The following is a 25,773-nucleotide window of genomic DNA, read 5'->3' as shown; positions in this document are numbered from 1 at the left end:
TCCACTCCAACCTACAAAATGTTAACTTTAGCAACGGTTTTCAGATAAAGTGAAGGTGTTCACTACTCTTTACGGAGGGGTGTTGTCACGCATCACTTTTCCACATTGAAAATAAGAGCTCATCCCCTCTAAGAATACAAATAATGGGTTATTTTGTTCGCTACGACCAGTATGAAAGATACAGCAAAGACACTTTTGCAGAATGGTTGATTGGAGTGGAGCCAGCGTCACTCCTAGGGGATTTAGCGTCACTGAGGAGACCCTGGAGCGAACGTAAGTGAGTGAAGCGGCTCATCGGACGCCCCCTGGAAAGGACGCTGGCGGAACGGAAATCAACCCCTCACCTTGTAAAGTTGCTTTTTCTGCCGTTGACATTATCTTTTTTCAACAACATGAAAAGGCTACCACGCTCTTATAGCGTAGTAGCCTTTTGCAGTACTAATTCAAAGTGTGTTCCAGAGGGATTGCTTTCGATTAATCGCAAATCGCCTCCGACAGATTGGGCCATCATTTTACTAAGTGGTAATCCTAAACCCAAGCCGCGAACAGTATATTTTTTATTTTCTCCTCTATAAAAGCGCTCAAAAATAAATGCCTGATCCTCTAGAGGGATACCATGACCTGTGTCCTTCACCATCACCGACAGAGTTTCCCCTTGATCTATCAACGTCAAGGTGATGGTTCCTTTGTCCATCGCCTGCTTAGCATTGGTTAAAAGGTTTGTAATGATTTGTTGGACACGAACAATATCTACCTGTACCAGCATAGGTTGTTCTAACAAATGTAAATGAACTTTTACATGTTCCTCTTCCTGCATTACTTCCCACTGTGCCACCGCCTCTTTCAGTAGCTGATTAACATCTACGGACTCTATCTGCACGGGGATAGCATCGACAGCAAAATGATTAAAGGCAAGTAAGTCCCCAACCATTGTTTTCATTTTTGTCGTTTCAACCATAGCCATTTCAATGAATTCCATAGCATCCTGTCCCGTTACAACACCATCTCTTACCGCCTGTAATAAACCACTTATAGAGGTGACAGGTGTTTTCAACTCATGGGTGACACCTGCTAGTAATTCCGTTCGAGTTTTCTCCAACTGTTCTAATTTATTTGCCATGTTTTTAAAGGAGGAAACAAGCTCATAGACCTCTTTTTCCTTACTATCTTGAGGCAAATCAATTGCATAATTGCCTTCCTGTACATGCTTGGCAGCCTCTGCTACTTGTTTAATGGGATGGGCCAAGCGCTTTGACAAAAAGTAAATAGCGATCCAGCCTAATAAAGCTAACGCTCCTATTAATATGGCAAGCTGTCCATATGCTTGATTAACCCTTGTTAAATTCTCCTTCTTCTCCATCACCAGGGCCCAGCCCAATAACTCATTATTATTTTCTATCTTTCTTTTCACCACATATTCAGGTTCAAGTCCATCCTTTATTTCCTTAGTACCTTCTTTTCCATCCAACAAGCCAGCTACATTTTTGGCACTACCAGGTGGTACTGGACGGTTGCTTGTCAGTATATTGCCCTCAGTATCTACAACGTACAAAATCGGATCGATCTCTTTCATATTAAAACGCTCTCGATCCCCTATAAAACCTGGAATACCCTTTATAGGTCCATTATTAGGATTTGTTGTATCCGTTAAACGATAGACCGTCTCATCTGCTAAAAACTCCATCAATTCTAATCGATTTTCAAATGTTGTATGACGAATCCATGCTGCTGAGATTAACGAAATAATAGCTAAGCCTATGAAAAGTGTTAGTAAATAACGGCTCGTCCAATATTGGAGTAAGGATATACGCTTATTTTTTTGGAACACTTAGCTGATACCCCAATCCACGTAGTGTCTTTATTTCTCCTTCTGCCTCATCCCATTCTTTTAATGCCTTCCTAAGTCTCTTTATGGCTAAATCTACGGCACGATCACTACCTTCATACTCCCAGCCCCACACTTGATCTATAAGCTGATCACGGGTAAATGTTTGATTGGGATGGTCAGCTAAAAACATAAGCACCGATAAATCTCTTGGCGTTAATACAATCTCTTCTCCACCCAAAAATACTCTATGTGCTTTACAATCAATTGCTAGAGACCCATACCGCTTAATAACAGATGCATCTGGGCTGCCTTCAGCACGCCTTAAAACAGCCCTCACTCTTGCAACAACTTCATCTGCGATAAAAGGCTTGGCAATATAATCATCTGCTCCATGATCAAACCCCTCTAGACGGTAATTAACCTCTCCTAATGCTGTTAACATGATAACAGGGCAGATACTTCGTTCTCTTATTTCTTTTAAAATGGACCAACCATTTTTTTCTGGTAACATAATATCTAGCAACACTAGGTCTGGCTGTGTTTCACGAAACATGTCCAAGGCTTGGCCACCATTGAAACATTGTGTCACACTATAACCCACTTTTTGTAAATACACCTTTAAAACCTGGCTTATTGCATATTCATCCTCTATTACTAAAATGTTTGCCAAAGTCAATCACCTCGTTACTAGTTTGCTCTTATGTTCATTATAGCATCGGATTATGTCAGTTAAATGTCAGCCTATCCATAGTTCAAAAACTACTAGCAGAGAATATATAGAGGTCATCTATTGACAATGTCTTCCTAAGCCACTTATCATTGAGTGCGAATGATAATCAATGATAATTCATTCGAAAACCTAGTAAATGAAATTAAGGGGGGTAAAAGCATGATTATTGTAACGAATCGTATTCAAGTAAAACCCGGTTTTGCTGCGAGAATGGCACCAAATTTTACAAAGCCAGGTCCTCTACAACAGTTTGAAGGCTTTCATAAAGTAGAGGTATTAATTTCAACCGATGATCCTACTTATGACGAAATGAGTGTTAATATGTATTGGGAATCCAAGGAGCATTTCCAAGCATGGCGTAATAGCGATGCATTTGCTGCAGCCCATCAACGTCCAAATTCAGGTTCTGAGGGAGAAAAAGCTGACAGTCCAATTATCGGCAGCAAAATTGTAGTGGCTGAATTAGCATCTTCTATCGAAGCTTTAAGTTAATGAACGACAATTAAATTACTTATACATTATCTTCTGATTCTATCTAAAAAGACCCTGCATGTTGAACAATCATGCAGGGTCTTTTTTCTTGGTATAAGAATCATTGACTAAATCAATATAAAAGAATGACTAGTAGATAGCCCAGTACGGATAGACAGACTGAGCCAATTAAACCTGCAATAAATGCCTTTACTCCTAGCTCCTTAAATGTTTTGATCTCAACATTTAATCCCAGACCGGCCATTGCCATAGCAATTAAGATATAAGCAATATTTACAAATGCTGCCGATACATTCGCTGGTATAATTCCTAAAGAATTGATAGCACTCATCGCTAAAAAGCCTAAAATAAACCACGGTATGATCGATAATGAAAACGCCTTTTTCTCTTCGCTTTTGTCCATTCTTCGATAGAAAATACCAATTATAATCGCTACAGGTACGAGCAGGGCAACACGTGTTAGTTTCACGATAACTGCTATATCAATTGCTTCATTTCCACCAGCAGAGGCAGCTGCAATCACATGAGCAATTTCATGTAATGTACCACCTGCGAAAATACCATACGCAGAAGGTGTTAAATCGATGATGGAATAGAGTACCGTATAAATAAGTGTAAATATAGTCCCCAATAACGCAACAATCGCGGCTCCTACGGCAGTTTCCTTTTCATTTGCTTTAATTTGTGGTGCGATTGCCACTACTGCAGCAGCTCCACAAATGGCTGTCCCACAAGCCGTTAAAATCCCTAGCTTCTGATCGACTTTAAATATTTTTGTTAGCCCATACACAACAATTAATGCAAATAGCAAATTAATGACTGCAATTAAAAAAACGTTTGCTCCCGCATGATAAATATCTGCCAAATTTAAGCGCATGCCCAATAAAATAATACCGAAGCGTAATAGCTTCTTGCTGGAAAATCCAATACCTACTTGCCATGAATCCTGTACTTTAAATGCTGCTCGCCAAGCCATCCCTAATATAATGGCAATAACCAACTGTCCCAATATCGAAAAGAAAGGAAATGTGGCAATATATTTCGCTACTAAAGCAATAAGGAGTGTTAACAATATTCCCTTCAAGAAATTTGGATTAAGGGTGGATTTTACTTTATTCTGTCTATTAACCATGTTGTTCACTTCTTTCTCCCTTGTTGATTATTACTTTAATAAAGAGCACACTATTAGTAAAATACATATATATAATCGTTATTATTAATATTTCTAATAATAGAGGTGGAGATATGCAATATGATGCTTTAAAAACATTCATCACACTGGTCGAGGTCAATAATTTTACGAAGACCTCTGAAATACTTCATATTTCACAGCCAAGTGTTAGCTTACACATTAAGAACCTAGAGCAAGAATTACAAACAACCTTATTTATTCGCTCACCAAAATCGGTGCAAATTACACCAACTGGTGAAATTCTTTATAAACGAGCAAAGCAAATCATGGCTATCACTGAAGCTGCAAAAGAAGATATCGCTGCCTATCATCAAGAGGTACAAGGTACACTAGTCATTGGTGCAAGCTTTACGATTGGTGAATATATATTGCCTCCAATCATAGCCAGCCTACAGCAACAATTCCCACAACTAGAACTTCAAATTATTATTGGCAATACAAAAGAAATCATTCAATATACAAAATTGCTGCAAGTCGATATTGGTTTAATTGAAGGGCAGGCTCATGATAATGAACTCGTCATTAAGCCATTTATGCAAGATGAGCTATTTATTGTCAGTGCCAGTAATCATCCTCTTACAAAGCAACATTCTCTTACTGCTGATAAACTCCAGCAGCAAAGCTGGGTTGCGCGTGAAGAAGGCTCTGGAACACGTTATTATCTGGATCATTTATTCAGAGCAAATGGTCTGCAGATTCAAACGCTTTTGACCATTAGCAGTAATCAGGGAGTAAAGGAGAGTGTTATACAGGGACTTGGTCTTTCCTTATTGTCTGCCTGTGTTATAGAACGTGAATTAAAAAATGGAGATATGACCATTTTGCCCCTTGAAGGGCAGCACTTTATGCGAACATTTTCTTATCTTTGCTCACCAACGATAAAAAATAAGCGCAATGTCGACATATTGATTGATGTCTTAACTAAGAAAGCTTAGCTGACTTTTCTCGTCGCTAAGCTTTTTTTATCGTTCTTCTCGTATTGAAACGCTTATTTTCAATGATTTCGACAAATTTCGTCGCAGCTCTAGAAAGGGGCACTGACTTCAAATAACACATACCAATACTTCTTGCTGGAATACTTTCCATTAAAGTTAATTCATAAAGAAGACCTCGTTGAAGATAGTCCTTTGAAAATTCCTTTGTTACACATGCAATGCCGAGGTTACTACGAGCAAATTCTAGTACCAAATCATGTGAACCTAGCTCAAACTCTGGTTCTATATGAACCCCTCTTGCAAAGAGATAATCTTCCACATACTTCCGTGAATTTGATTTTTTCTCTAGAAAGATAAGCGGAAATTTCAAAAGATCCTCATAGCTTAAACTTTTAGATGAAAGTGTTTTATATTTTTCCCCACAGACAAAAATATCCTGAATATCTGTACATACCGTTAACTGTAATGTTGAATCTTCTATTGGAAAATTACAAAATCCTATATCTACCTCACCCGATTTAATAAAATTACATATTTCAGAGGTAGTACCATTTAGCATTTGCAAGTTGATATTCGGATACATTGTGTGGAATGCTTCTAAATAAGGCATTAAAAAGAAGCGTGAAATAGTATCACCTACCCCTATTTTTAATTGCCCTGTTGTTAAATTTTTAAATTCAAGCAACTTTTCTTCACCAGTATCTAAAAGCCCTAAAGCTGAATTTGTATATTCAAAAAGAAGGCTGCCCTCTGTTGTTAATGTCACACCTTTAGGGGTTCTATTAAAAAGACGTGTACCAAGCTCATTTTCTAATTGCATCATAGCCTGACTAACAGCTGGCTGTGTCATATATAAATCTTTTGCTGCACTTGAAAAGCTATTATTTTTTGCTACAACACTAAAAACACGATATAAATCTAATTTCCCTATCATATAAGCACCTCTTATAGCTATTATATGAACTATTAATTTTACTTATATCATTAACGAGCCTTATAGTAAAATCATATGGATTTTATTTCACTTTACGCTAGATAGAATGAGGAGAGATTAAATTGGAACGTGTAATCGGTACAGTTGTAAGAGGTCTTCGTGGTCCTATTATTAACGAAGGCGATAATATTGAACAAATCGTTGTAGATACAGTGTTAAATGCTGCAAAAATTGAAGGATATGCAATCGAGGATCGTGATATTGTGACAGTAACTGAATCTGTCGTGGCACGTGCACAAGGCAACTACGCAACGATTGATGATATCGCTGTAGATGTAGCGGCTAAGTTCGGTGATGATACGGTAGGCGTTATCTTCCCCATCTTAAGTCGAAACCGCTTCGCAAACTGTTTACGAGGTATTGCTAAAGGTGTAAAAAAGGTTGTATTAATGCTAAGCTACCCATCTGATGAAGTTGGTAATCACCTTGTAGATATTGACGAACTCGATGTAAAAGGTATTAACCCATGGACGGATACACTAAATGAGGTTGAATTCCGCGAACATTTTGGCTATAAAAAACACACATTTACTGGTGTAGATTATATTGAATACTATAAAGAGTTAATTGAAGCAGAAGGGGCTACGTGTGAGGTTATCTTCTCTAATAATCCAAAAACAATTTTAAATTACACAAAGAGTATCTTAACGTGTGATATTCATTCACGTTTCCGCACAAAACGTATTCTAACAGCGAACGGTGCAGAAAAAGTTTACAGCCTTGATAATATTTTAGCTGAATCTATTAATGGTTCTGGTTTCAATGCTGAATATGGTCTTCTTGGCTCAAACAAAGCAACAGAGGATAGTGTTAAATTATTCCCGCATACTTGCCAACCAATTGTGGACGGTATCCAAGCAAAAATCAAAGAAGCTACAGGAAAAACAGTAGAAGTCATGATTTATGGTGACGGCGCATTCAAAGATCCTGTAGGTAAAATTTGGGAGCTTGCAGATCCTGTTGTTTCACCTGCCTTCACAGCTGGATTACACGGAACACCGAACGAAGTTAAATTGAAATATTTAGCAGACAATGATTTCGCAGACCTTCGAGGCGAAGAATTGAAAGCTGCCATTTCTGAATACATTCAAAATAAAGATGAAGATTTAACAGGTCAAATGGCTGCACAAGGAACAACACCTCGTCGTTTAACAGACCTTATCGGTTCCCTATCTGACCTTACATCTGGTTCAGGTGACAAAGGAACACCTATGATTTACATTCAAGGTTACTTCGATAATTACACTAAATAAACAAATAAAAATGAACTCTCGTACTAATGAAGAGAGTTCATTTTTTTATGGTGAGGATAACAGGAATCGAACCCGTAATCCCTTTGAAAAGGGATATGCACTCCTTGCAACTACCTCGTAATATATGATTTGTGAATGCTTGCTATAGTATTACATTGTTCTCAGTCCCTTCTCTTCTTAATTGGTTATGATTTTAATTTATTTGGCATAATTTCTTCCTGTAGCCAATGCTCACTTGTTTGAACATGTTGCGGTCTCACAAATTTCCCTAAATTATATCGGAAATCATCGTAATGGAATGAGCCAGCATTTCGAATGACATACCCCTCTTGTTCACCATCAAAGATTGATTTACCAGTAAATGTACGTTTTATCTGTCCTTCGTCAAAAATTCCTCGGTATAAAACAGGCACTGTTTCTATACCTAACTCTGCTGCAAAGGCAACCGTCTCATCCCAGCTCAAACAAACATTTTCTTCATTCCAAATACTAAACAAGTAAAAGTAGCTTGTTAATGCTTGATAATAAATAGAATGCTTTGCATAAACATTTTCACCACATAGGCGCCAGCCATCTGGAATTCGATAAGCAAAGCTTGCATGGAATGTTTTCACCCAATTTCTTGAGGGGTGATTTGCCGAATGAATACTTCTAGCATGCATATAGTCTCTGTAAAGTGTTGTACCTTCTCCATCCAACTTTTCAGTGACAACAACCTCTTTTCCAATAAAATGATTCACATTTCTAGCAACTTTATCATCATGGGTATAGCCTCTGCTCCACGGTAAATGAACACTTCTTGGGTATTTCATGAATTTCGTCATATTTTCACTTCCTTTTCCTATTGTTTATTTGGCAAATTGATCTGCCTCACGGAAAAAATAAAGCCTTGTTAATAAATCACCATCTAATAAATGATAAATTTGGCTTCCGCCTCTATCGCCCCCATACTGGATTAACATATGAAATTGCACTAAATGAACAACCTTTAATACAAATTCCTTTTCAAAGCCCAACTCTAATAGAAAATGGCAAACCAGTTGAGCAGATACATTTTCATGCCCAAAATAACCATAACGTTGTTGCGATGGTTTATATTTTTTGCAAAATGGTTTACCGACATCATGGAACAATGCGGCTATTTGAAGAGCAAGTTTATCGCTTTCCAAATAGTACTCATTCATATACGCATACACAAAATACGTATGCTGACATAGTAAATATTGATGGAATGGGTTTTCTTGATCGAATTGATAAATTTCTTTAAAAAGTGGGACTGCTTGAAGTGTTTGAAAAAGTTCTTCATAAGTGGGGTTGCTTTGTATGAGTGAAATAAACTGTTGTCGAGAAATATCATAGGGACTTGATTCATGTACAATATGCACTTCATCAAACCCTTCTCCTACTGTCGGGAATTCTAAATGCTTTCTCATTTTTTCCATCACGATTAATGGTACATGCCGATTCCGTTGCTGATTTCTGGCTACACAAATTGAATAAGGTGTATCAAAGTAATAACATACCTTTTGAGCTGTACTTGGTATTTTACGAAGTGCAAACATCCTGCGCTCCCGTTCAATATTGGTAGCATCCACAATAACAGAAAACCCTTTTGCCACTAAGCTATTCAGACGCTCATATAATGTGCGAAAGACCACACGTGATTTCTGCTTAGTTGCGTCACCAAACAATTCCTGTCGTATAGCGTCACTAGAAAGAACAACGGCTTTTTCCCTTTGGGCTAGTTGTTTCACAAATGTACTTTTTCCACTCCCCGGCAACCCTACTGTAAAGATTACCTTCATTATTTTCACCTCCCTTCAAGTTTCTATATCGTATTAAAAGAACAATCCTTTAGCTTAGATTTCTAGCAGTAAGATAAGGAAAAGACATGAGTCATGTTCCGTACTCATGCCTTCATAATTATATGAGTTTTTAACTAACTAGATAAGGGCACTTATGGACAAAGTGTCCGTGCTACATTTTCAAAGTAACTAACGCCATAAATAAGCGCTTCTTCATCAATTTTAAAACGAGGATGATGTAATGGGTACGCATCACCAAACTCTCTATTATGTACCCCTATAAATTGCATTGATGAAGGAACAGCTTCTGAAAAATCTGCGAAATCCTCGGTTCCGAATATTGGTTCAGGTAATTCCTTTACACCTGATGCTCCTACAATCTCGCTAGCTATATTACGGGATAATGCCGTTAATTCTTTATCGTTTGTCACAGATGGGCAACCTAGCTCCCATTTAATTTCTACTTTTGCATCGTGCATAGAAGCAATATTTGTAACTATTTTCTCTAAATATTTTCGCGCATCTACACGAATTTTAGCATCTAGCGAGCGAATCGTTCCTCCAAGCTCTGCTGTATCTGCAATAATATTTAAAGCTGTTCCACAATGAAACTTTGCAACAGTTAAAACAGGAGCATGTGTACTTGGAACTTTGCGCGACACGATTGTTTGCAGAGCTACGACAATTTCTGAACCTATCATCAATGGATCTATGGCGACCTCTGGTGTTGATGCATGACCGCCTCGCCCATAAATTTTAATTTCAAAATCATCTGCTGCAGCAGTGAATTTACCATCTTTCATAGCAAATTGCCCTACTTCATAATCAGGACTTACATGTAGAGCAAAAGCGTAATCTACATTTTCTACAATTCCTAGTGAAACCAGCTGAGCAGCCCCTCCTGGAGTTACCTCTTCAGCATGCTGAAAAACAAAACGAATTTCTCCATTAAAATCGGTTCCACGCTCAGCCAATGCCTTTGCGGCACCAAGTAACATTGCAGGATGAGCATCATGACCACATGCATGCATAACACCTGGATTCTTCGACTTAAATGGCAAATCTGTTTCTTCTTCAATCGGTAAAGCATCAATATCGGCTCGAAGTAAAATCGTATGCCCTTTACCGTCTGTTTTTGTCCCTTTTAAAAAGGCACATACACTTGTTTCTGTTAAACGCTTCACCTCTAAATGTGGAAACGTTATTAATTGATCATAAATGTATTGAGCTGTTTTATACTCTTGATGTGATAATTCAGGATGCATATGCAAATGTTGACGCCACTTAATAACCTGTTGTTTTAAATTTACTGTTTCAATCAATTTAAACACCCCTATTATATATTCTATTAAAACGGTCCATAGTTCATGAGATGAGCAATGACTAACAAACTAATCGCTAAGCCTGTCTGTATCAGAAAATAAGGAAATACCCACTTAACCCACTTTGAAAATGGAATGCCTGCTATTGCTAATCCCGCTAATAAAACGCCACTTGTAGGAATCACCATATTCGAGATACCATCGCCAAACTGGAAAGCCAATACTGCTGTTTGTCTAGTTACACCGATTAAATCTGCTAAAGGTGTCATTATCGGCATTGTTAACGCTGCTTGTCCACTCCCAGATGGTACTAAGAAATTTAAGCAAAGCTGAAGTAAAAACATTCCTACCGCGTTAATCGAAGCAGGGAGCACACTTACAGTATTCGAAACAAAATGAAGAATGGTATCAATTAATCCTCCATTTGTAGTAATCACCAGAATTGTTTGCGCAAATCCAATGATCAATGCCCCTTCCACCATATCTCGAGCACCAGAAATAAAACCTTCAGCCATTTTATTCGGACCAATTTTACAAATAATCGACATGATAATGCTACTTAGTAAAAAGACTCCGCCAATTTCACTTATATACCACTGAAATTTTATTACCCCTACAATCAATGCTACAAAATTCGCCAAAAGTACCAGTAATGCTAGCAAATGTCGTGGGCTCATCTTAAAGTCCAAATCAATTTTAATGCTTTCTTCACGTTTAAACTTTCCATAGATCCCTTTCGATGGATCACTCTTTACTTTTTTTGCATGTCTGTAAATATAAAGTACAGTCAAAATATAAAACACAATGAATACCACTATTCGATATGACATCCCTGAATACATTGGAAGCTCTGCAATGGTTTGGGCTACACCGATGTTAAAAGGATTTGTAATACCTGAGGTAAAGCCCGTTGCTAAGGTACCTAGCATTACGATGGCAAAGCCAGTAATCGCATCCATTCCGAGCGCCATCGTTAACGGGATAATTATAGCTATATATACAAGCGTATCTTCTGCGGAACCAATTAGTGTTCCTAAACTAGCAAATATTAAAACTAGAATAGGGATTAATACGTATTCTTGTTTTCCAAACTTTGAGGCCATAACCTTAATAAAAGAATCAATCGCCCCTGTCTTTTGCATAATCCCTAAAGCGCCACCGAATAAAAAGACGAATAAGATAATGGAAGCACCTTCAAGCATCCCCAAATGCACACTATTAAATATTTCAAGAAAACCAACAGGATTTGAACTAATATATTGAAAGGATTCTGGATCTACAACCATTCTTCCATTACTCTCGACTCTTTCATACTGACCTGCTGGTAATATATAGGTCAATAAAGACATAACTAAAATAATAATAAACATTAATACAAATGCATTAATTCCTTTTATGCGTGGTTCATCTATCTTTTTTTCTTGCTGCAGGTTTACCATAACTTTCTCCCCCTAACAATTATTTTCTTTAATCTTTGAACCGAGACATAGGGCAAAATATCAATGAATTACTTTCTTAGAAACTCTAAATTTCCATCCAACGGAAAAACATTCCGATTAACGGAAACTTTATACAAAGAATAAAAAATAGAAATGAAAATGTCAATATTTTTTGATAATTCCGTCAAATTATTTTTTACTACCTCAATAAATGATGAAAAACAAAAAATAATAATAATTTCTTCAAAAATAGGAATAATTTATGTGATTTCTACATATAAAAAAGACTGCTCCACCTATTTGTGGACCAGCCTTTATCGTTATAATTCTATGTTCTTTATACTTTTATTATAGCATAAATTTACAATAATTTCTAGACTATACTTCTTTCCGAAGTAGATGTATGATAAATTTCCTGATTCAATCCCCCCTTATCACCTGCGTTTAGATACTTTCACTTTATTCAAAGGGTGGTTGGACAACCAGTTAAAAAAGTATCACAATTACCTTCTTCTCACCATCTATAGAGGTGAGGGTTACTGTTAAAGGAAGCGAATAACTATGGAGAGGAATGTGAGTAAACGTTGGAAAATCAAAAAGAATGGCTAGAAGAAAAGCATCACCTTGAGGATTCTTTAAACATCATTGTTCACAAAATTAAAGAGTTACAGCACAAAGAAAAAGGCTTTAAAGAAAATGCTGTCGCCTTAAAGAAATCCTTTTGGAACGATGTTAGAGTCAATTTAGATACTGCTGAGGATGTCGACGAAACCTTTTTTGCAATTAAGCAACAGGCGGAGCTTTTATCTGACTCAGAGCTTGCACGGGAACGTGCAATTCGCAACGTGAAGGTGTATGAACGTTTACAACAGTCACCCTATTTTGCTCGTATTGACTTTTTACAAAATGGTCAACAAGACCCTTTAAAAATTTATATAGGTGTAGCCACATTATTGGATAAACAGGATGAAAATATCGTCATTTTTGACTGGCGAGCGCCTATATCAAGTATGTATTATGATTACACACCTGGCGATGCTTCCTACGAAACGTTAGGTGAAGAAATTCATGGAGAAATGCTGTTAAAACGGCAATTTATTATTAAAAATGGTCAACTACAATCCATGTTTAACACAGGCCTTACAATTGGTGATGACTTATTGCTTGATATCCTTGCACAAAATGCAAATGAGCATATTCGTAGTATTGTTGCAACAATTCAAGCAGAACAAAATAAGATTATTCGCCATGTAAATTCACGCTATCTTATCGTTGAGGGCGTTGCAGGTAGTGGCAAAACAGCTGTAGCCTTACAGCGGGTAGCCTATCTATTGTATCGTTATCGTGATGAAATGACTGCCGATCAAATTTTGCTAATTACACCTAATCAACTTTTTAATCAATATGTTCATTCAGTCTTACCTGATTTAGGTGAAGACAATATGCAGCAATTAACGTTTATAGAATATGCTGAAAAACGATTAGGTAGACAGTTTCAATTGGAATATCCTTATGAGCAACTTGAAGACCTGTTAACAGAAAAAGATAGTGCTCATTATCAAACAAAATTAAGCATCATTTCTTTTAAAGCGAGTCTTGCTTACAAACATTTGATGGATCAATATGTTAGTTATTTATCCCATAAAGATTTGTTATTTAAAAATATCGTTTTTCGTGGAGAACGAATTATTACTGCAAAAGAAATTAATGAATACTTTTATTCTTTCCCTTCCACCATGTTGATACCGGATCGCCTACAATTAGTAAAAGAATGGTTATTGCAACAACTAACAAAATTAGAAAAGGCTGAACGTACAAAGGAATGGGTAGAAGAAGCAACTGAACTATTAGATAAAGAAGACTACTCCAAATCTTATAGTGAGCTTTTATATGAGGGACGCTATACTGAAAACTCATTTGATGATTTTGATCAAGAACGCTCTAGATTAGCGAGACAAATTGTCAAAAAACACTTTAAACCATTACGTAACTCCGTTAGCCAGTTAAAGTTTGTCCATATATTGGGTACGTATCGACAGCTCTTTGATTTGAATAGTTCTATTAACAAGGATTTACAGCACCTTATGCCAGACAATTGGGGGGATATTTGTCAGCAAACACTCCCTAATTTAGCAAAGCGTTTGATTGCCTACGAGGATGCTGCGCCATTTTTATACTTACAGGACAAAATTGAAGGACAGCAGACCAATAGGATGATCCGTCAGGTGTTAATTGATGAAGCACAAGACTATTCACCATTCCAACTGACTGTTTTACAGCAGTTATTTCCAAAAGCACGTATGACCATTTTAGGTGATGGTCATCAAACGATTCACCCGCATACCTTTAATAATCCTTCCCTACTCGACCCTCAATTATATGGTGAGCAGGCAGAAAAAATGATTTTAACGAAAAGCTATCGTTCGACAAAGCAAATCATTCAACTCACTTCCAAAATTTTGAATGATGGTAGTGAGGTAGAAGCATTTAACCGAACTGGCCCTGAACCATCGATTACTATTGTGCCAAATGAACTCGAATTAATGGATCAAATTATTCAAAACATCAACCATTTATCTACCAAATTTGAAACAATTGCTGTCATCTGTAAAACTGCAGCCGAATGCTCTGCTGTTTACAAGCAATTAAACAATCGAGTAGATATTCAATTGATCAACCATAATACGAAGCAATTTAAAAAGGGTATTTTATTACTTCCAGCTTATATGGCGAAGGGCATCGAATTTGATGCGGTAATCATCTATAATGCATCTGCCGCTAATTACTCAAGAGAAAGCGAACGGTACTATTTTTATACAGCCTGTACAAGAGCTATGCATGAATTGCACATTTATTCCATCAACAAATTAACCTATTTCCTTCAATAATAGGGACCAGGAGAATCTGTAAATAATAGATTCTCCTGGTCCTAGTGTTGAAAAGCAAAACAATCAATAGAATTTTTGTGAAAAGTGAAAATGGTTTCCGTTGCAGGCTACTTGCTTTCCTGTGGGCGAGCGCCGAGCCGCTTCCTCTGCTACCGCTCCGTTTAGTGGCTCGCCTGTCTCGCTATCCCACGGGAGTCAAGTAGCCTTCCACTCCAACCCACAAAAGTGTTACCTTTTTAGCAAAGGTTTTCAAATATAATGAAGATGTTCACTACTCTTTATGGAGGGGTGTTATCACTACACATTGAAAATAAGAGTCAATCCTATCTCTAATTATACAAATGATGAGCTATTTTGGTCGCTTCGGCTAGTAGGAAAGATAAGGTTGCACATGGTTGAGTGGAGTGGAGCCAGCGTCACTCCTAGGGGATTTAGCGTCACAGAGGAGACCCTGGAGCGAACGCAGTGAGTGAAGCGGCTCATCGGACGCCCCCTGGAAAGGACGTTGGCGGAACGGAAATCAACCCCTCACTTTGCCAAAAGTTCTTTTTCTGCTAGTGACATGATCTTTTTTCAACAACTTGAACAGGAAAAGCTGTAAATAACAGATCCTCCTGTTCTCCATGCTGTCTTTATATATAGAACGTATAATCTTCTGGAATGACACGTTTTAAAAATTTCTTTGTGCGCTCTTCTTTGGGGCTGACGAAAATATCATGAGGGTTGCCTTCCTCTACAACAACTCCTCCATCCATGAAAATTACACGATTGGCAACATCTTTGGCAAAGCCCATTTCGTGTGTCACCACAAGCATTGTTGTACCTTCAGCAGCAATATTTTTCATGACCTGTAGAACCTCACCTACTAATTCAGGGTCGAGTGCGGACGTTGGTTCATCAAATAAAATAATATCAGGATTCAATGCTACTGCACGTGCAATACCAACACGTTGCTGTTGACCCCCTGACAACTGACTTGGATAGGCATTATATTTTTCTGTTAAACCTACCTTATCAAGAGCCTTTTTACCAATTTCCACAGCCTGTGCCTTCGGAATTTTACGTCCAATGATTAACCCTTCCGTTACATTTTCTAATGCCGTTTTATTTGTGAATAGATTATAGTTTTGGAAGACAAATGCGACACGCTGGCGAATTGCATGTACGTCTTTTTTCTTTACATGTTGAAAATCAACTTGAATATCTCCAAATGTCGCATGGCCTTGATCAGCCTTCTCTAAAAAATTGATACAACGTAATAATGTTGTTTTTCCTGAGCCACTGGGGCCTAAAATAACAACAACATCCCCTTTATCAATAGCTAAATCAACACCCTTTAAAATTTCATTGCCACCAAATGATTTATGAATATTTTTAATTTCTAACATGCTCGTTCACCCCTTAGGCATTTGCCATTTTGTATTTGCTTAAATATTTTTCATAGCGCTTAAACAAGTATTCAACCGTGCTACATAAAATTAAGTACACGATAAAGATATCCAGATAGGCTTCCACATAATTGTAGCCAACGTTTGCGGCTACTTTTGCCTTCAGCGTAATTTCAGGAAGCGACATTGCATAGCCTAGAGACGTAGCTTTAATAAGATTGACAGTAGCTGTACAAATATTTGGCAATGCCACTACTAATGCTTGTGGAATGATAATTCGAGTATATGCTTGGAATGTTGTCAATCCCACTGAGTGAGCTGCCTCTAATTGTCCCTTTTCAATCGTACTTAATGCAGAACGAAACACCTCTATTAAAATTGCTGTTGAACTGAATGCAAACACAATAAACGCATACCAAATTGGATTGATTTTATAAATATCATACGCAATATGATACTTTTCAAAAATAATTTTTAACATTAACGGTATACTGCTATAGATAATAAAAATTTGTATAATGATTGGCGTTCCTCGCACAAAAGAAACATATATTTTTGCTAGATGATGGATAACTGGAATTTTATTAATCCTAGTTAGTGCCAGCAAAAATCCAAGTGGCAAAGCTATCGCCAATGCAACAACTGTGACAAGGAGTGCGATAGGAACACCAGATAATGCTACGAAAAATGTTTCAAGTAAAAATTGATAATTCACATTCACGCCTCCTTAAGTTGTTTCTAAGGTCTTCTTACCCTTACCAAATATTTTTTCTAACATAGTAAATATTTTTTCTATAATAATAGATAGCACCCAATAAATAATAGCCAATGCAATATAAATTTCTAAAGCATGCGCATTGATGTTACTCGCAATAATTAAATTCGCCTTGCCTACAATATCAATTAAACCGATTGTATAAGCGAGCGCACCTTCTTGTAATAAAGCAATCATGCCATTGCCAAAGTTCGGCAAAGCTACGACCAGGGCCTGTGGAAAAATAATTCGACGATAGGCTTGGAACGGTGTTAGCCCCACACTAACAGCTGCTTCAAACTGCCCTTTTGGAATAGCTAAGTAGGCGGATCGTATCACCTCAGACATTATTGCTGCGAATTGTAAGGTGAATGTGACGACAACAAATATGGCCGTTTCAATTGAGTGGAGATTAAGACCAACATTTTCTGCTAATGCTGGGACCCCATAATAGACAAGAAATAACAAAACAATGGAGGGTGTACAACGCATAATCGTTATATACAGATTGGCGAATTTAGTTAGCCACTTGACTGAAGATAGCTTAGCAGCCGCCAGCAATAAGCCGAATAGGGTACCTAAGATAATGGAGGACCCTGCAACTAAGAACGTAATTTTTAAAAATGGCAATAACACTGGGATTGCGTTCCAAATGTAGGTTGCGTCAAAATATTTATCCATTTCCTCACCAACTTTTGTTTTTATGAATAAAGACTGCTGAGCATTACTGACTCAACAGCCTTACTATTCGTTCCGTTTTAAACTAACGATTTACGTTTTCCAGTACTTCAAATAAATCACGGCCATAGAATTTTGTACTTAATTCATTTGTTTTCTTTTGTTCTTTAACCTGTGCTATTGCTTTATCATAAGCGTCAGCAAATTCCTGCTCTTTTTTATTGAACAGTGGCCATGTTTTTATAACAGCAAATTCGTTATAGACAACGTCATCTTTTAGGTTATAATATGGGCCATCTTCTGCAAGTACTTGTTGTTTAAATGGGCCTTCTATCATGACACCACCATCAACACGGCCTTCATTTACCCACTGCACTACATCGACAGTAAAGGCGTCACCGGCCTCAAGTTTTACTTTATTATCTGGATTTGCCGTATTATACTCATCGATAATTGTATATTGAGCATTATTTGCAGCAATCGGTGCTAAAGAATAGCCCTTTTTCGCAAAATCTGCTAATGTTTTCACGCCTTCATCCTCTTTACGCAAAACTAAACCTGCGCTACTTAAACCTAGGAATTCCTTTGGGAAAATAAATTTCTCTGTTCGTTCCTGAGTAAAGAATGCGTTTTTAACCCCTACTTGATATTTCCCTTGCTCCACACCAATTAATAAATCATCACTTGTTGTACCTACATACTCAAATTGATAGTCAGGTAGCAATTCATCTACTAATTTCATTACTTCTACATCATAACCAGTTGGATTTCCATTATCGTCGATGTAACTAATAGGCTTTGAGGCTTGATCGTAGGCTACTTTTACTGTACGTACCTTTTCACCATCACCTGAGTCTTTATCTGCTGATTCTCCTGAATTACAACCTGCTAATAATGCTATAGATGCCAAACCAATTGCAGCAAATTGAAAAATCTTATTCTTCTTCATATGTCATTTCTCCTTATTTTTCACGTGATTTAATGATTGATTTTCATATAATTTCTGCTGTTCAATAGCGGCAGTCGCTAATTTAATAATCGTCATATCATCCATCGGTGGATTATGAAGCCCTGCACGAACATTGCGGTAATAACGCTGTAATGGATTGGATAGTTGTAAGCTTTTTGCCCCCACTACACGCATCGCTTTATCGACTATATCTATTGCCATGTTTGTTACTGTGTGTTTAGCAACAGCCATTTCATTTGTTATTAGTCCACGTCTAGCAGGATCATCGTAAGCTTCAGCCACTCCGTATAAGACAAAACGTGCTTGATGGAGCTTTAATTCAATATCCCCTAAAAGCTGTTGTACGTTTGGCAACGTACTAATTGGCGCATTCAGGCTATTCGGTTGATGGTGATTAGCAAAATGAATAGCATAATCACGGGCTGCTTGTGCAATGCCTAAGTAAGTTGCTGGGATATGGAGTATCCAGCCATTTATTTTGCCACCACTCGGATGACTTGGTAACTCTACTAAATGCTCTGTTGCAACAAGCACATCCTTTAACACAAGGTCGTGGCTGCTTGTGCCTCGCATTGCAGACATCTCCCAATTCTCCTCAATGGATAGACCTGCTGCATCCTTATGAATGAGGAAGAAGCCAACTTGCTGCTTTTCTTCAATCCAAGCGGAGGTAAGGAAATAATCGAGCACCGGAGATGCAGTCGTAAAAATCTTGCGCCCATTTATTAGCCAGCCACCTTTAGTAGAAATGGCATTTGTCCCTGGCCGCCCTCCTCGCGTTGGGCTACCTGTTGCCGCCTCACTAACAGCTCTATTAATCATGGCACCTCTCTTTATTTCTTCAGAAAAAGCTATTAATAGATCATCAGTCCATAGTTTAGTTTCATAAATTTCACCAACAACACCTAATGTCCATCCAAGGGAAAGAGAGGCATTTTCGTCATAGCTTGCTAGCGTCTCTTGTACAAGCACCATATCATAAACAGATAACCCTTCTCCGCCATATTGTTTCGGTAAAGTAAGTTGAGGATAGCCAATTTGTAAAAGTAATCGATGAGCTTCGAACGGAAAACGAGATTGCTCATCTACCTCAACAGCCTCTGCCTTGATTGGCTCTGCTATAGCAGCTAGTTGATCTAGCCAATATCGTTGTCGCTCTGTTTTTACAAATAAATTCTTCAAATGAATCTCCTTCTTCCCAATATATATAAATCGTATAAATTTACTAAGGATTGATAATGAAAAAAAATCTCTTGCTACATGAATGTAGTGAGATACTATTTGGTACTGAATTTTCTGATTCGTTGACACTTATAATACTTTTCGCATTAGAAAATGTCAATGGGTGAAATTCAAGTTTTTTTGTAAGTTTAATATGTATTACAAAGTTTCAACTTTTACCTTTAATTTATGCACCAAGCTTTTCTTACAACATATGCTAAGACTAATGAAAGAGGTGCATATATGACCAATAATTTAAATTCGCCACTAAACGGTGGAATCATAACCCATTCGGCTCCACAAGTTATTCAAACTAAGTTTGGAGATATTAACGGGGATGGTTTTTTTGAAACCATTTTTTTAATGGGCACTAAACAGCCTGATAGTCCTTTCTGGAGAAATCTAACACTGTCTATTTTTTATGGTCAAACAAGACAAATGGAGCAAATTCCATTGAAACAAAATATGGGCTATAATCCGACTATTTTCTTGGGCGATTTTACTGGTAATCATATTGAGGATATTCTGGTTGTGTCTGATACAGGAGGTAGCGGCGGAATTGTAAATGGTGAGATTTTTTCCTCCATCAACAATCAAGTTCGTTCCATCTTTGATGCAGAGTCTTTTAATAATAAACTTAAATATAAGGTCAATTATGTAGATCATTATAAGGCTGTTGTTCAGAGTTTTAATCCTGCTATTAAATACACAATTGATTTACAGTATAAAGGAACCGACTACTTAGCTGAAATTTATAATCCAGATGGCACCTTGAAGCAACCGATTGAAGGCTGGGTAGATCCTTTTGGAGGACTATATCCTGTTGATTACGACCGAGATGGAACGTATGAAATTTTAGGATATCAAGAAATTGCAGGTAGATATCATGCTGATGGATTAGGCTATGTAGAAAATATTTTAAAATGGAATGGCCATGAATTTGTAATAGAACGACAAACGGTTGGTATTTTTGGTGAGGATTTATCATAGACGACAAATCTAGCTATTAAACAATCTAAAACAGGAATCTGCTCATTTTTACTTAACTCTAACAAAAAACAAGCAGATTCCGTTATTTATTTATTCTTTTCAACCAAGGCAAAGTAGTTATTTTCAGGGTCAGCAAAGTTAAAAACCCTACCCATTGGCATCATGACTAGATCTCCTACTTTTACGCCCTTTGCCTGAAAATCTTGGTACATCTCTTCAATTTTATCAGCGTAAAACATAATAGAAGGTGTTCCTAAATTTAGATCAGGTTGCATTTTAGCAATAATTTCTTTGTTATGAAGCACAAAGGATGTTTGAGCTTCCTTAGTTGGTGCAATTTCAATCCAGCGCATGCCTGCCTCTTCCTGTTCAGAAATGACCACAAACCCCACTTTTTCTGTCCAAAACTTAACAATTGCATCTTGATCATTAACATATAACATTACTTGTCCTATTTGATGAATCATGACTTCATTCCCTCCTCTTTTGAGCATTAGTATACATCAAAAAGCAGCTTTATATAGCTTCTAACGCCATCAATTTAGGGAAATTTCAAACAATTGATAATGATATACATTACTAAGAAATAATTAATTCAAAGTACTTAACTTTTATTTTATTTCTGATAGAATGAGTATTATTTACCTTTAAGGGAAAAGTATAGAATAAAATATTATGTGAGGATAATACAATTGAAACAACTAAGTTTAAGAAAAAAGCTTATTTTTTCGTTTTTAGCCATGCTTCTCATCCCAACACTCTTGATTGGAATAGTATCTTACCAAAGTGCTGAACAGCAAATTTCAGAGGAGCAACGCGCAAGTGCGACTGAAAGTGTACGCATTCTAAATTCCAATATTACAAACATGATTGAACCTAAATTGAAAGATGTACAATATTTTTCACAGAAATTTAGTGAAACTTACTTTCAAGATGAGAGCATTTTAGAACTGAAGTCATTATTAAGTGAATATGTCAACATGCACCCTGAAGTAGATCTGATATATATTGGAACTGCTGAAGGCAAACTGTTTGATCAGCCTGTTCAAGAGTATCCTGATGGCTTCGACCCTCGGACAAGACCTTGGTATAAGCAGGCTTTAGCTAATAATGGGAAGACCTCAATTACTGCACCATATGTTACACAATCTACAGGTGAAATTGTCATCACAATTACTCAGGCATTACCGGATGGTTCTGGCGTATTAGGATTAGATCTAAATATTTCTACATTAAGTGACATTACGAATAATATTCGTATTGGAGAAACGGGCTTCGCTTCTCTTTTAGATAACAATAAAATTTACATTGCTCAGCCAGATAAAGAAAGTGGTACAGAGGCAACGGAAAGCTACATAACAAAAATTTATGAGCAGGAAAGCGGTACTATCATTGAAAAAGACCGTCACTTACAATTTGTTACGAATGAGTTAACGGGTTGGAAAGTAATTGGTACAATGTTTACTGCGGAAGCTGCAAAAGCTGCAGCATCCACATTGAATATAAATTTAATTATCATTATTGTTTCCATTCTCGTTGGCGTTATTTTCATGCTCTTTATGATAAAGTCTATTGTTAACCCAATTAATCAATTGAAGCAAAGCGCATTAAAAATTAGTGACGGTAATTTAACGGAGTTTATTGAAATCCATTCTAAAGATGAAATAGGTCAGCTTGGAGAAGCCTTTATCTCTATGAAGGTGAGCTTAAAAAAATTAATTCGAAATGTTGATCAAAGCTCACAACATGTCCAAACAGCCGCTCAAAATTTATCTGCTAATGCAGAACAAAACATCGCTGCCTCAGAGCAAGTTGCCGATGCCATGCACCAAATGGCAATTAGTACAGAAAAACAAACAACAGGTATTGATCAGAATGCCATTTCAGTTGAAGAAATTGCTAAAGGCGTTGTTGAAGTGGCAGACAGTTCCATGCAGGTTTCTGACCTATCTAGTCATGCTATCCAATTGGCAGAAGAAGGTGGACAATCTGTCAAACAAACGGTACAGCAAATGAATTCTATCCATAATTCTGTAACGCAATCAGATACAATGATTAAAGCACTGTATGATCGCACGAAAGAAATTGGGTCCATTTTAGAAATGATTAGTGCTATATCAGATCAAACGAATTTACTAGCGCTTAATGCAGCTATAGAAGCTGCTAGAGCAGGAGAACATGGCAAAGGCTTCGCGGTAGTGGCAGATGAAGTACGCAAATTAGCAGAGCAATCTCATCAATCAGCAGAGCAAATTTCTGCGCTTATAACTACTATTCAGCAAGATACGGCAACATCTGTAGAGACAATGGTCAAAGCGTCGACAGATGTTCAAGAGGGCTTACAATTGACAGAAGAAACAAGTAGAAAATTCGCGAGCATTATCGAAAGTCTTCGAAACATCGCGCCGAAAATGGAGGATATTTCAGCATCTGCTCAAGAAATGTCTGCCGTTGTAGAAGAAGTTTCAGCGACTGCTATTGAACTTTCCGATCACGCAAAATTAAATGCTGCTGCTACAGAAGAAGTTGCTGCTTCCACGGAACAAACTTTATCTTCTATGCAAGATATGGCTTCGTCTGCCAAAACCCTACTTGATATGGCGGATGAATTGCAGGGTTATGTTAATCGTTTTAAATATTAATTATTTAACTGCTAGATCTGAGTTCACGATAGTATTGAACTCAGATTTTTTCTATTCCAAAAGGATAGGAAATTACAAAATAAGATATTTTTCTACAAATAATAGCGTTGCATAACTTTATTTTCCAGATTTTTCAGAAAATTGTGTTGATTATTATTCATTTTCCTCTTAGAATCAGATTAAACATTTGAACGACTTAGGAGTCTACTAGTGTAATAAAACTCATCTCGTAGTTAATTCTATTACACTTCAATAATGTCGTTTAAGGAGGAATACTATATGAAACGAATTAGTTTAAGAAAGAAACTCATCTTTGCATTTTTAGTCATACTTCTCATTCCCGCACTTTTAATCGGGTATACCTCCTTTAAAAGTACCAAAAATCAAATACTCGAAGAGCAGCAAGCAAGCGCCAAGGAAAGTGTGCGTATGCTTAATAGTAATATTACCAATACAATTGCTCCTAGAGTTCATGATATCGAATATTTTGCCAAGAAAATAAATCAGTCTTATTTACAAGATGATAAAAAAGCTGAATTAAAAGGTCTTTTTCAGGAATATGTAAATACACACCCAGAAGTGGAGCTAGTATATATAGGGACTGCTGATGGGCGAATCATTGATGAACCTGTCCATGACTATGCAAGTGATTATGATCCTCGTAAACGTCCTTGGTATATAGAAGCCATGGATAATAAAGGGCATGTATCCATCACTTCTCCATATATCTCAAAATCAACAAATAACATCGTTGTAACAGTTATGCAAGCTCTTCCTGATGATTCTGGCGTGATTGCCTTAGATTTAAATATCTCTCTTCTAAGTGCACTGACAGATCAAACACGTATCGGAGAAACGGGCTTTGCCTCTCTGTTAGATAATAATAAGTTATATATTGCTCAAAAAGATAAGGAAAGCGGCACAGAGGCAACAGAAGATTATGTTTCAAAAGTTTACGAAAAGCAGGAAGGTATTATTACTGAAGGTGACCGTCATTTACGCTTTGAAACAAATGAAATCACAGGCTGGAAGATAATTGGTACAATGTTCATTGCAGAGGCTACTAACGCTGCTACCTCAACCTTTACTATTACATTACTTATTATTGGTATTTCTATTATTGTTGGTATTATCTTTATGCTCTCAATGATTAAATCTATTGTTAACCCAATTAAACAACTACAGCAAAGTGCTCTTAAAATTAGTGAAGGTGATTTGACAGAGTATATTGATATTCATACCAAAGATGAAATAGGACAGCTTGCTGAAGCATTTGTCTCAATGAAAGTTAGCTTAAAAAGACTGATCCGCAATGTTGATCAAAGCTCACAACATGTTCAAACCTCGGCACAAGGTCTTTCAGCGAATGCTGAGCAAAATATCGCTGCATCTGAGCAAGTGACAGAGGCTATGCAACAGGTAGCGATTAGTACGGAAAAACAAACAACAGGAATCGATCAAAATGCTGTTTCTATTGAGGAAATTGCAAAAGGTGTTGTAGAGGTAGCAGATAGTGCCCTACAAGTTTCAGACCTATCCAGCCAGGCCATCCAATTAGCGGAAGAAGGTAGTCAATCTGTTGAGCACACTGTTAATCAAATGGTATCCATTCATGATTCTGTGGCTCAATCCGATACGATGATTAAATCCCTATTTGATCGTACAAAAGAAATTGGCTCCATTATAGAAATTATTAGCGCTATTTCAGACCAAACAAACCTTCTTGCTCTTAATGCTGCTATTGAAGCAGCACGAGCAGGTGAACACGGTAAAGGCTTTGCAGTTGTAGCAGATGAAGTACGTAAATTAGCGGAGCAATCTCATCAATCAGCAGAGCAAATTTCTACTCTGATTACTGGCATACAACAAGATACTGCTAAATCTGTACAAACGATGACGAAAGCTTCTGCAGACGTTCAAGAAGGTTTACAGCTATCCGAGGATACGAAAAAGAAATTTACAAGTATCGTTGGAAGTCTTCGAGAAATTGCTCCTAAAATGGAGGATATATCAGCTTCAGCACAAGAAATGTCTGCCGTTGTAGAGGAGGTATCCGCTACTGCTATTGAACTGTCAGATCATGCAAAACTAAACGCAGCTGCATCTGAAGAGGTTGCCGCTTCAACGGAACAAACATTATCTTCTATGCAGGAAATCGCCTCTTCTGCTAAAACATTGCTTGATATGGCAGATGAATTACAAGGCTATGTAGATCGTTTTAATTACTAAATAAGAAAGCACGATGATACTTG

21 protein-coding genes are annotated in these 25,773 nt (G+C 37.2%); 7 read left to right on the top strand and 14 right to left on the bottom strand.

Annotated features, from left to right (window positions below; translation table 11 throughout):
• Positions 1 to 412: 412 nt before the first annotated feature.
• Complete coding sequence (locus ACEVFT_RS01580; protein WP_393947764.1) at positions 413 to 1,828, bottom strand: ATP-binding protein; 1,416 nt, start codon at positions 1,826 to 1,828, stop codon at positions 413 to 415.
• Entirely contained in the window at positions 1,812 to 2,498 is a 687-nt protein-coding gene (locus ACEVFT_RS01575) for a response regulator transcription factor (protein ID WP_205446208.1), read from the bottom strand. Before ACEVFT_RS01575 ends, ACEVFT_RS01580 begins: the two co-directional genes overlap by 17 nt.
• Positions 2,499 to 2,717: 219 nt before the next feature.
• Between ACEVFT_RS01575 and ACEVFT_RS01570 the strand changes: the two genes are divergently transcribed.
• Complete coding sequence (locus ACEVFT_RS01570) at positions 2,718 to 3,050, top strand: heme oxygenase (RefSeq protein ID WP_205446209.1); 333 nt, start codon at positions 2,718 to 2,720, stop codon at positions 3,048 to 3,050.
• Between the two features lie 112 nt (positions 3,051 to 3,162).
• On the opposite strand, the gene ACEVFT_RS01565 is transcribed toward ACEVFT_RS01570, so the two are convergent.
• Positions 3,163 to 4,182 carry a YeiH family protein gene (locus tag ACEVFT_RS01565; RefSeq protein WP_393947761.1) on the bottom strand — a complete coding sequence of 340 codons (1,020 nt, stop codon included), beginning with the start codon at positions 4,180 to 4,182 and terminating at the stop codon, positions 3,163 to 3,165.
• Positions 4,183 to 4,295: 113 nt separating this feature from the next.
• Here ACEVFT_RS01565 and ACEVFT_RS01560 point away from each other — a divergent pair, with 113 nt between their 5' ends.
• Positions 4,296 to 5,177: a LysR family transcriptional regulator gene (locus ACEVFT_RS01560; protein ID WP_393947759.1), complete on the top strand. Its 882-nt coding sequence runs from the start codon at positions 4,296 to 4,298 to the stop codon at positions 5,175 to 5,177.
• Positions 5,178 to 5,193: 16 nt separating this feature from the next.
• Here ACEVFT_RS01560 and ACEVFT_RS01555 read toward each other — a convergent pair whose 3' ends face one another.
• Positions 5,194 to 6,111, bottom strand: a complete 918-nt coding sequence (locus ACEVFT_RS01555) for a LysR family transcriptional regulator (RefSeq protein ID WP_393947758.1) — start codon at positions 6,109 to 6,111, stop codon at positions 5,194 to 5,196.
• 122 nt (positions 6,112 to 6,233) lie between these two features.
• Between ACEVFT_RS01555 and ACEVFT_RS01550 the strand changes: the two genes are divergently transcribed.
• The gene (locus tag ACEVFT_RS01550; protein ID WP_342533622.1) at positions 6,234 to 7,424 is read left to right on the top strand and encodes a coenzyme F420-0:L-glutamate ligase; all 1,191 of its coding nucleotides are present in this window, start codon (positions 6,234 to 6,236) and stop codon (positions 7,422 to 7,424) included.
• 185 nt (positions 7,425 to 7,609) lie between these two features.
• On the opposite strand, the gene ACEVFT_RS01545 is transcribed toward ACEVFT_RS01550, so the two are convergent.
• The 4 genes from ACEVFT_RS01545 to ACEVFT_RS01530 all read right to left on the bottom strand — a co-directional run bounded on the left by ACEVFT_RS01545 (position 7,610) and on the right by ACEVFT_RS01530 (position 11,990).
• A complete protein-coding gene (locus ACEVFT_RS01545) occupies positions 7,610 to 8,248 on the bottom strand; it encodes an RNA ligase family protein (protein ID WP_393947756.1) in 639 nt (212 codons plus the stop codon).
• Positions 8,249 to 8,272: 24 nt separating this feature from the next.
• Positions 8,273 to 9,229, bottom strand: a complete 957-nt coding sequence (locus ACEVFT_RS01540; RefSeq protein ID WP_393947754.1) for an AAA family ATPase — start codon at positions 9,227 to 9,229, stop codon at positions 8,273 to 8,275.
• 152 nt (positions 9,230 to 9,381) lie between these two features.
• On the bottom strand, positions 9,382 to 10,560 hold the full coding sequence (locus ACEVFT_RS01535; RefSeq protein WP_393947752.1) for a M20 metallopeptidase family protein: 1,179 nt from the start codon (positions 10,558 to 10,560) through the stop codon (positions 9,382 to 9,384).
• 17 nt (positions 10,561 to 10,577) lie between these two features.
• Positions 10,578 to 11,990 (bottom strand): YfcC family protein, encoded by a 1,413-nt coding sequence (locus tag ACEVFT_RS01530; RefSeq protein ID WP_205446217.1) that lies wholly within the window; start codon positions 11,988 to 11,990, stop codon positions 10,578 to 10,580.
• Between the two features lie 584 nt (positions 11,991 to 12,574).
• On the opposite strand from ACEVFT_RS01530, the gene helD reads away from it, so the two are divergent.
• Positions 12,575 to 14,878 carry an RNA polymerase recycling motor HelD gene (gene helD / locus ACEVFT_RS01525; RefSeq protein WP_393947750.1) on the top strand — a complete coding sequence of 768 codons (2,304 nt, stop codon included), beginning with the start codon at positions 12,575 to 12,577 and terminating at the stop codon, positions 14,876 to 14,878.
• 632 nt (positions 14,879 to 15,510) lie between these two features.
• On the opposite strand, the gene ACEVFT_RS01520 is transcribed toward helD, so the two are convergent.
• The 5 genes from ACEVFT_RS01520 to ACEVFT_RS01500 all read right to left on the bottom strand — a co-directional run bounded on the left by ACEVFT_RS01520 (position 15,511) and on the right by ACEVFT_RS01500 (position 19,850).
• Positions 15,511 to 16,266 (bottom strand): amino acid ABC transporter ATP-binding protein, encoded by a 756-nt coding sequence (locus tag ACEVFT_RS01520; RefSeq protein ID WP_393947748.1) that lies wholly within the window; start codon positions 16,264 to 16,266, stop codon positions 15,511 to 15,513.
• A 13-nt stretch (positions 16,267 to 16,279) separates the two neighbouring features.
• Complete coding sequence (locus tag ACEVFT_RS01515; protein ID WP_342442054.1) at positions 16,280 to 16,981, bottom strand: amino acid ABC transporter permease; 702 nt, start codon at positions 16,979 to 16,981, stop codon at positions 16,280 to 16,282.
• A gap of 12 nt (positions 16,982 to 16,993) precedes the next feature.
• Positions 16,994 to 17,701, bottom strand: a complete 708-nt coding sequence (locus ACEVFT_RS01510; RefSeq protein WP_393947747.1) for an amino acid ABC transporter permease — start codon at positions 17,699 to 17,701, stop codon at positions 16,994 to 16,996.
• A gap of 82 nt (positions 17,702 to 17,783) precedes the next feature.
• Positions 17,784 to 18,647 carry a transporter substrate-binding domain-containing protein gene (locus ACEVFT_RS01505; RefSeq protein ID WP_048395478.1) on the bottom strand — a complete coding sequence of 288 codons (864 nt, stop codon included), beginning with the start codon at positions 18,645 to 18,647 and terminating at the stop codon, positions 17,784 to 17,786.
• 3 nt (positions 18,648 to 18,650) lie between these two features.
• Positions 18,651 to 19,850, bottom strand: a complete 1,200-nt coding sequence (locus tag ACEVFT_RS01500) for an acyl-CoA dehydrogenase family protein (protein WP_048395476.1) — start codon at positions 19,848 to 19,850, stop codon at positions 18,651 to 18,653.
• 282 nt (positions 19,851 to 20,132) lie between these two features.
• Between ACEVFT_RS01500 and ACEVFT_RS01495 the strand changes: the two genes are divergently transcribed.
• A complete protein-coding gene (locus ACEVFT_RS01495; protein WP_349725843.1) occupies positions 20,133 to 20,879 on the top strand; it encodes a hypothetical protein in 747 nt (248 codons plus the stop codon).
• 86 nt (positions 20,880 to 20,965) lie between these two features.
• On the opposite strand, the gene ACEVFT_RS01490 is transcribed toward ACEVFT_RS01495, so the two are convergent.
• Positions 20,966 to 21,346, bottom strand: a complete 381-nt coding sequence (locus tag ACEVFT_RS01490; protein ID WP_315060868.1) for a VOC family protein — start codon at positions 21,344 to 21,346, stop codon at positions 20,966 to 20,968.
• Positions 21,347 to 21,571: 225 nt separating this feature from the next.
• Here ACEVFT_RS01490 and ACEVFT_RS01485 point away from each other — a divergent pair, with 225 nt between their 5' ends.
• Both ACEVFT_RS01485 and ACEVFT_RS01480 read left to right on the top strand, forming a co-directional pair.
• Entirely contained in the window at positions 21,572 to 23,521 is a 1,950-nt protein-coding gene (locus tag ACEVFT_RS01485; protein ID WP_393947744.1) for a methyl-accepting chemotaxis protein, read from the top strand.
• 279 nt (positions 23,522 to 23,800) lie between these two features.
• Positions 23,801 to 25,750, top strand: a complete 1,950-nt coding sequence (locus tag ACEVFT_RS01480) for a methyl-accepting chemotaxis protein (protein ID WP_259950955.1) — start codon at positions 23,801 to 23,803, stop codon at positions 25,748 to 25,750.
• The last annotated feature ends 23 nt before the right edge of the window (positions 25,751 to 25,773 follow it).

The sequence above is a fragment of the Lysinibacillus sp. PWR01 genome (assembly GCF_043359455.1).
Classification (GTDB): Bacteria; Bacillota; Bacilli; order Bacillales_A; family Planococcaceae; genus Lysinibacillus; species Lysinibacillus fusiformis_F.
This window is presented reverse-complemented; position numbering and strand designations above follow the sequence as displayed.

What these genes read in the sequence shown, in the direction of transcription:
- ACEVFT_RS01565 (WP_393947761.1), bottom strand. Translation starts at nt 4,182, where the DNA reads ATGGTTAATAGACAGAATAAAGTAAAATCCACCCTTAATCCAAATTTC.
- ACEVFT_RS01510 (WP_393947747.1), bottom strand. Translation starts at nt 17,701, where the DNA reads ATGGATAAATATTTTGACGCAACCTACATTTGGAACGCAATCCCAGTG.
- ACEVFT_RS01545 (WP_393947756.1), bottom strand. Translation starts at nt 8,248, where the DNA reads ATGACGAAATTCATGAAATACCCAAGAAGTGTTCATTTACCGTGGAGC.
- ACEVFT_RS01495 (WP_349725843.1), top strand. Translation starts at nt 20,133, where the DNA reads ATGACCAATAATTTAAATTCGCCACTAAACGGTGGAATCATAACCCAT.
- ACEVFT_RS01520 (WP_393947748.1), bottom strand. Translation starts at nt 16,266, where the DNA reads ATGTTAGAAATTAAAAATATTCATAAATCATTTGGTGGCAATGAAATT.
- ACEVFT_RS01560 (WP_393947759.1), top strand. Translation starts at nt 4,296, where the DNA reads ATGCAATATGATGCTTTAAAAACATTCATCACACTGGTCGAGGTCAAT.
- ACEVFT_RS01555 (WP_393947758.1), bottom strand. Translation starts at nt 6,111, where the DNA reads ATGATAGGGAAATTAGATTTATATCGTGTTTTTAGTGTTGTAGCAAAA.
- ACEVFT_RS01570 (WP_205446209.1), top strand. Translation starts at nt 2,718, where the DNA reads ATGATTATTGTAACGAATCGTATTCAAGTAAAACCCGGTTTTGCTGCG.
- ACEVFT_RS01505 (WP_048395478.1), bottom strand. Translation starts at nt 18,647, where the DNA reads ATGAAGAAGAATAAGATTTTTCAATTTGCTGCAATTGGTTTGGCATCT.
- ACEVFT_RS01530 (WP_205446217.1), bottom strand. Translation starts at nt 11,990, where the DNA reads ATGGTAAACCTGCAGCAAGAAAAAAAGATAGATGAACCACGCATAAAA.
- ACEVFT_RS01490 (WP_315060868.1), bottom strand. Translation starts at nt 21,346, where the DNA reads ATGATTCATCAAATAGGACAAGTAATGTTATATGTTAATGATCAAGAT.
- ACEVFT_RS01540 (WP_393947754.1), bottom strand. Translation starts at nt 9,229, where the DNA reads ATGAAGGTAATCTTTACAGTAGGGTTGCCGGGGAGTGGAAAAAGTACA.
- ACEVFT_RS01480 (WP_259950955.1), top strand. Translation starts at nt 23,801, where the DNA reads ATGAAACGAATTAGTTTAAGAAAGAAACTCATCTTTGCATTTTTAGTC.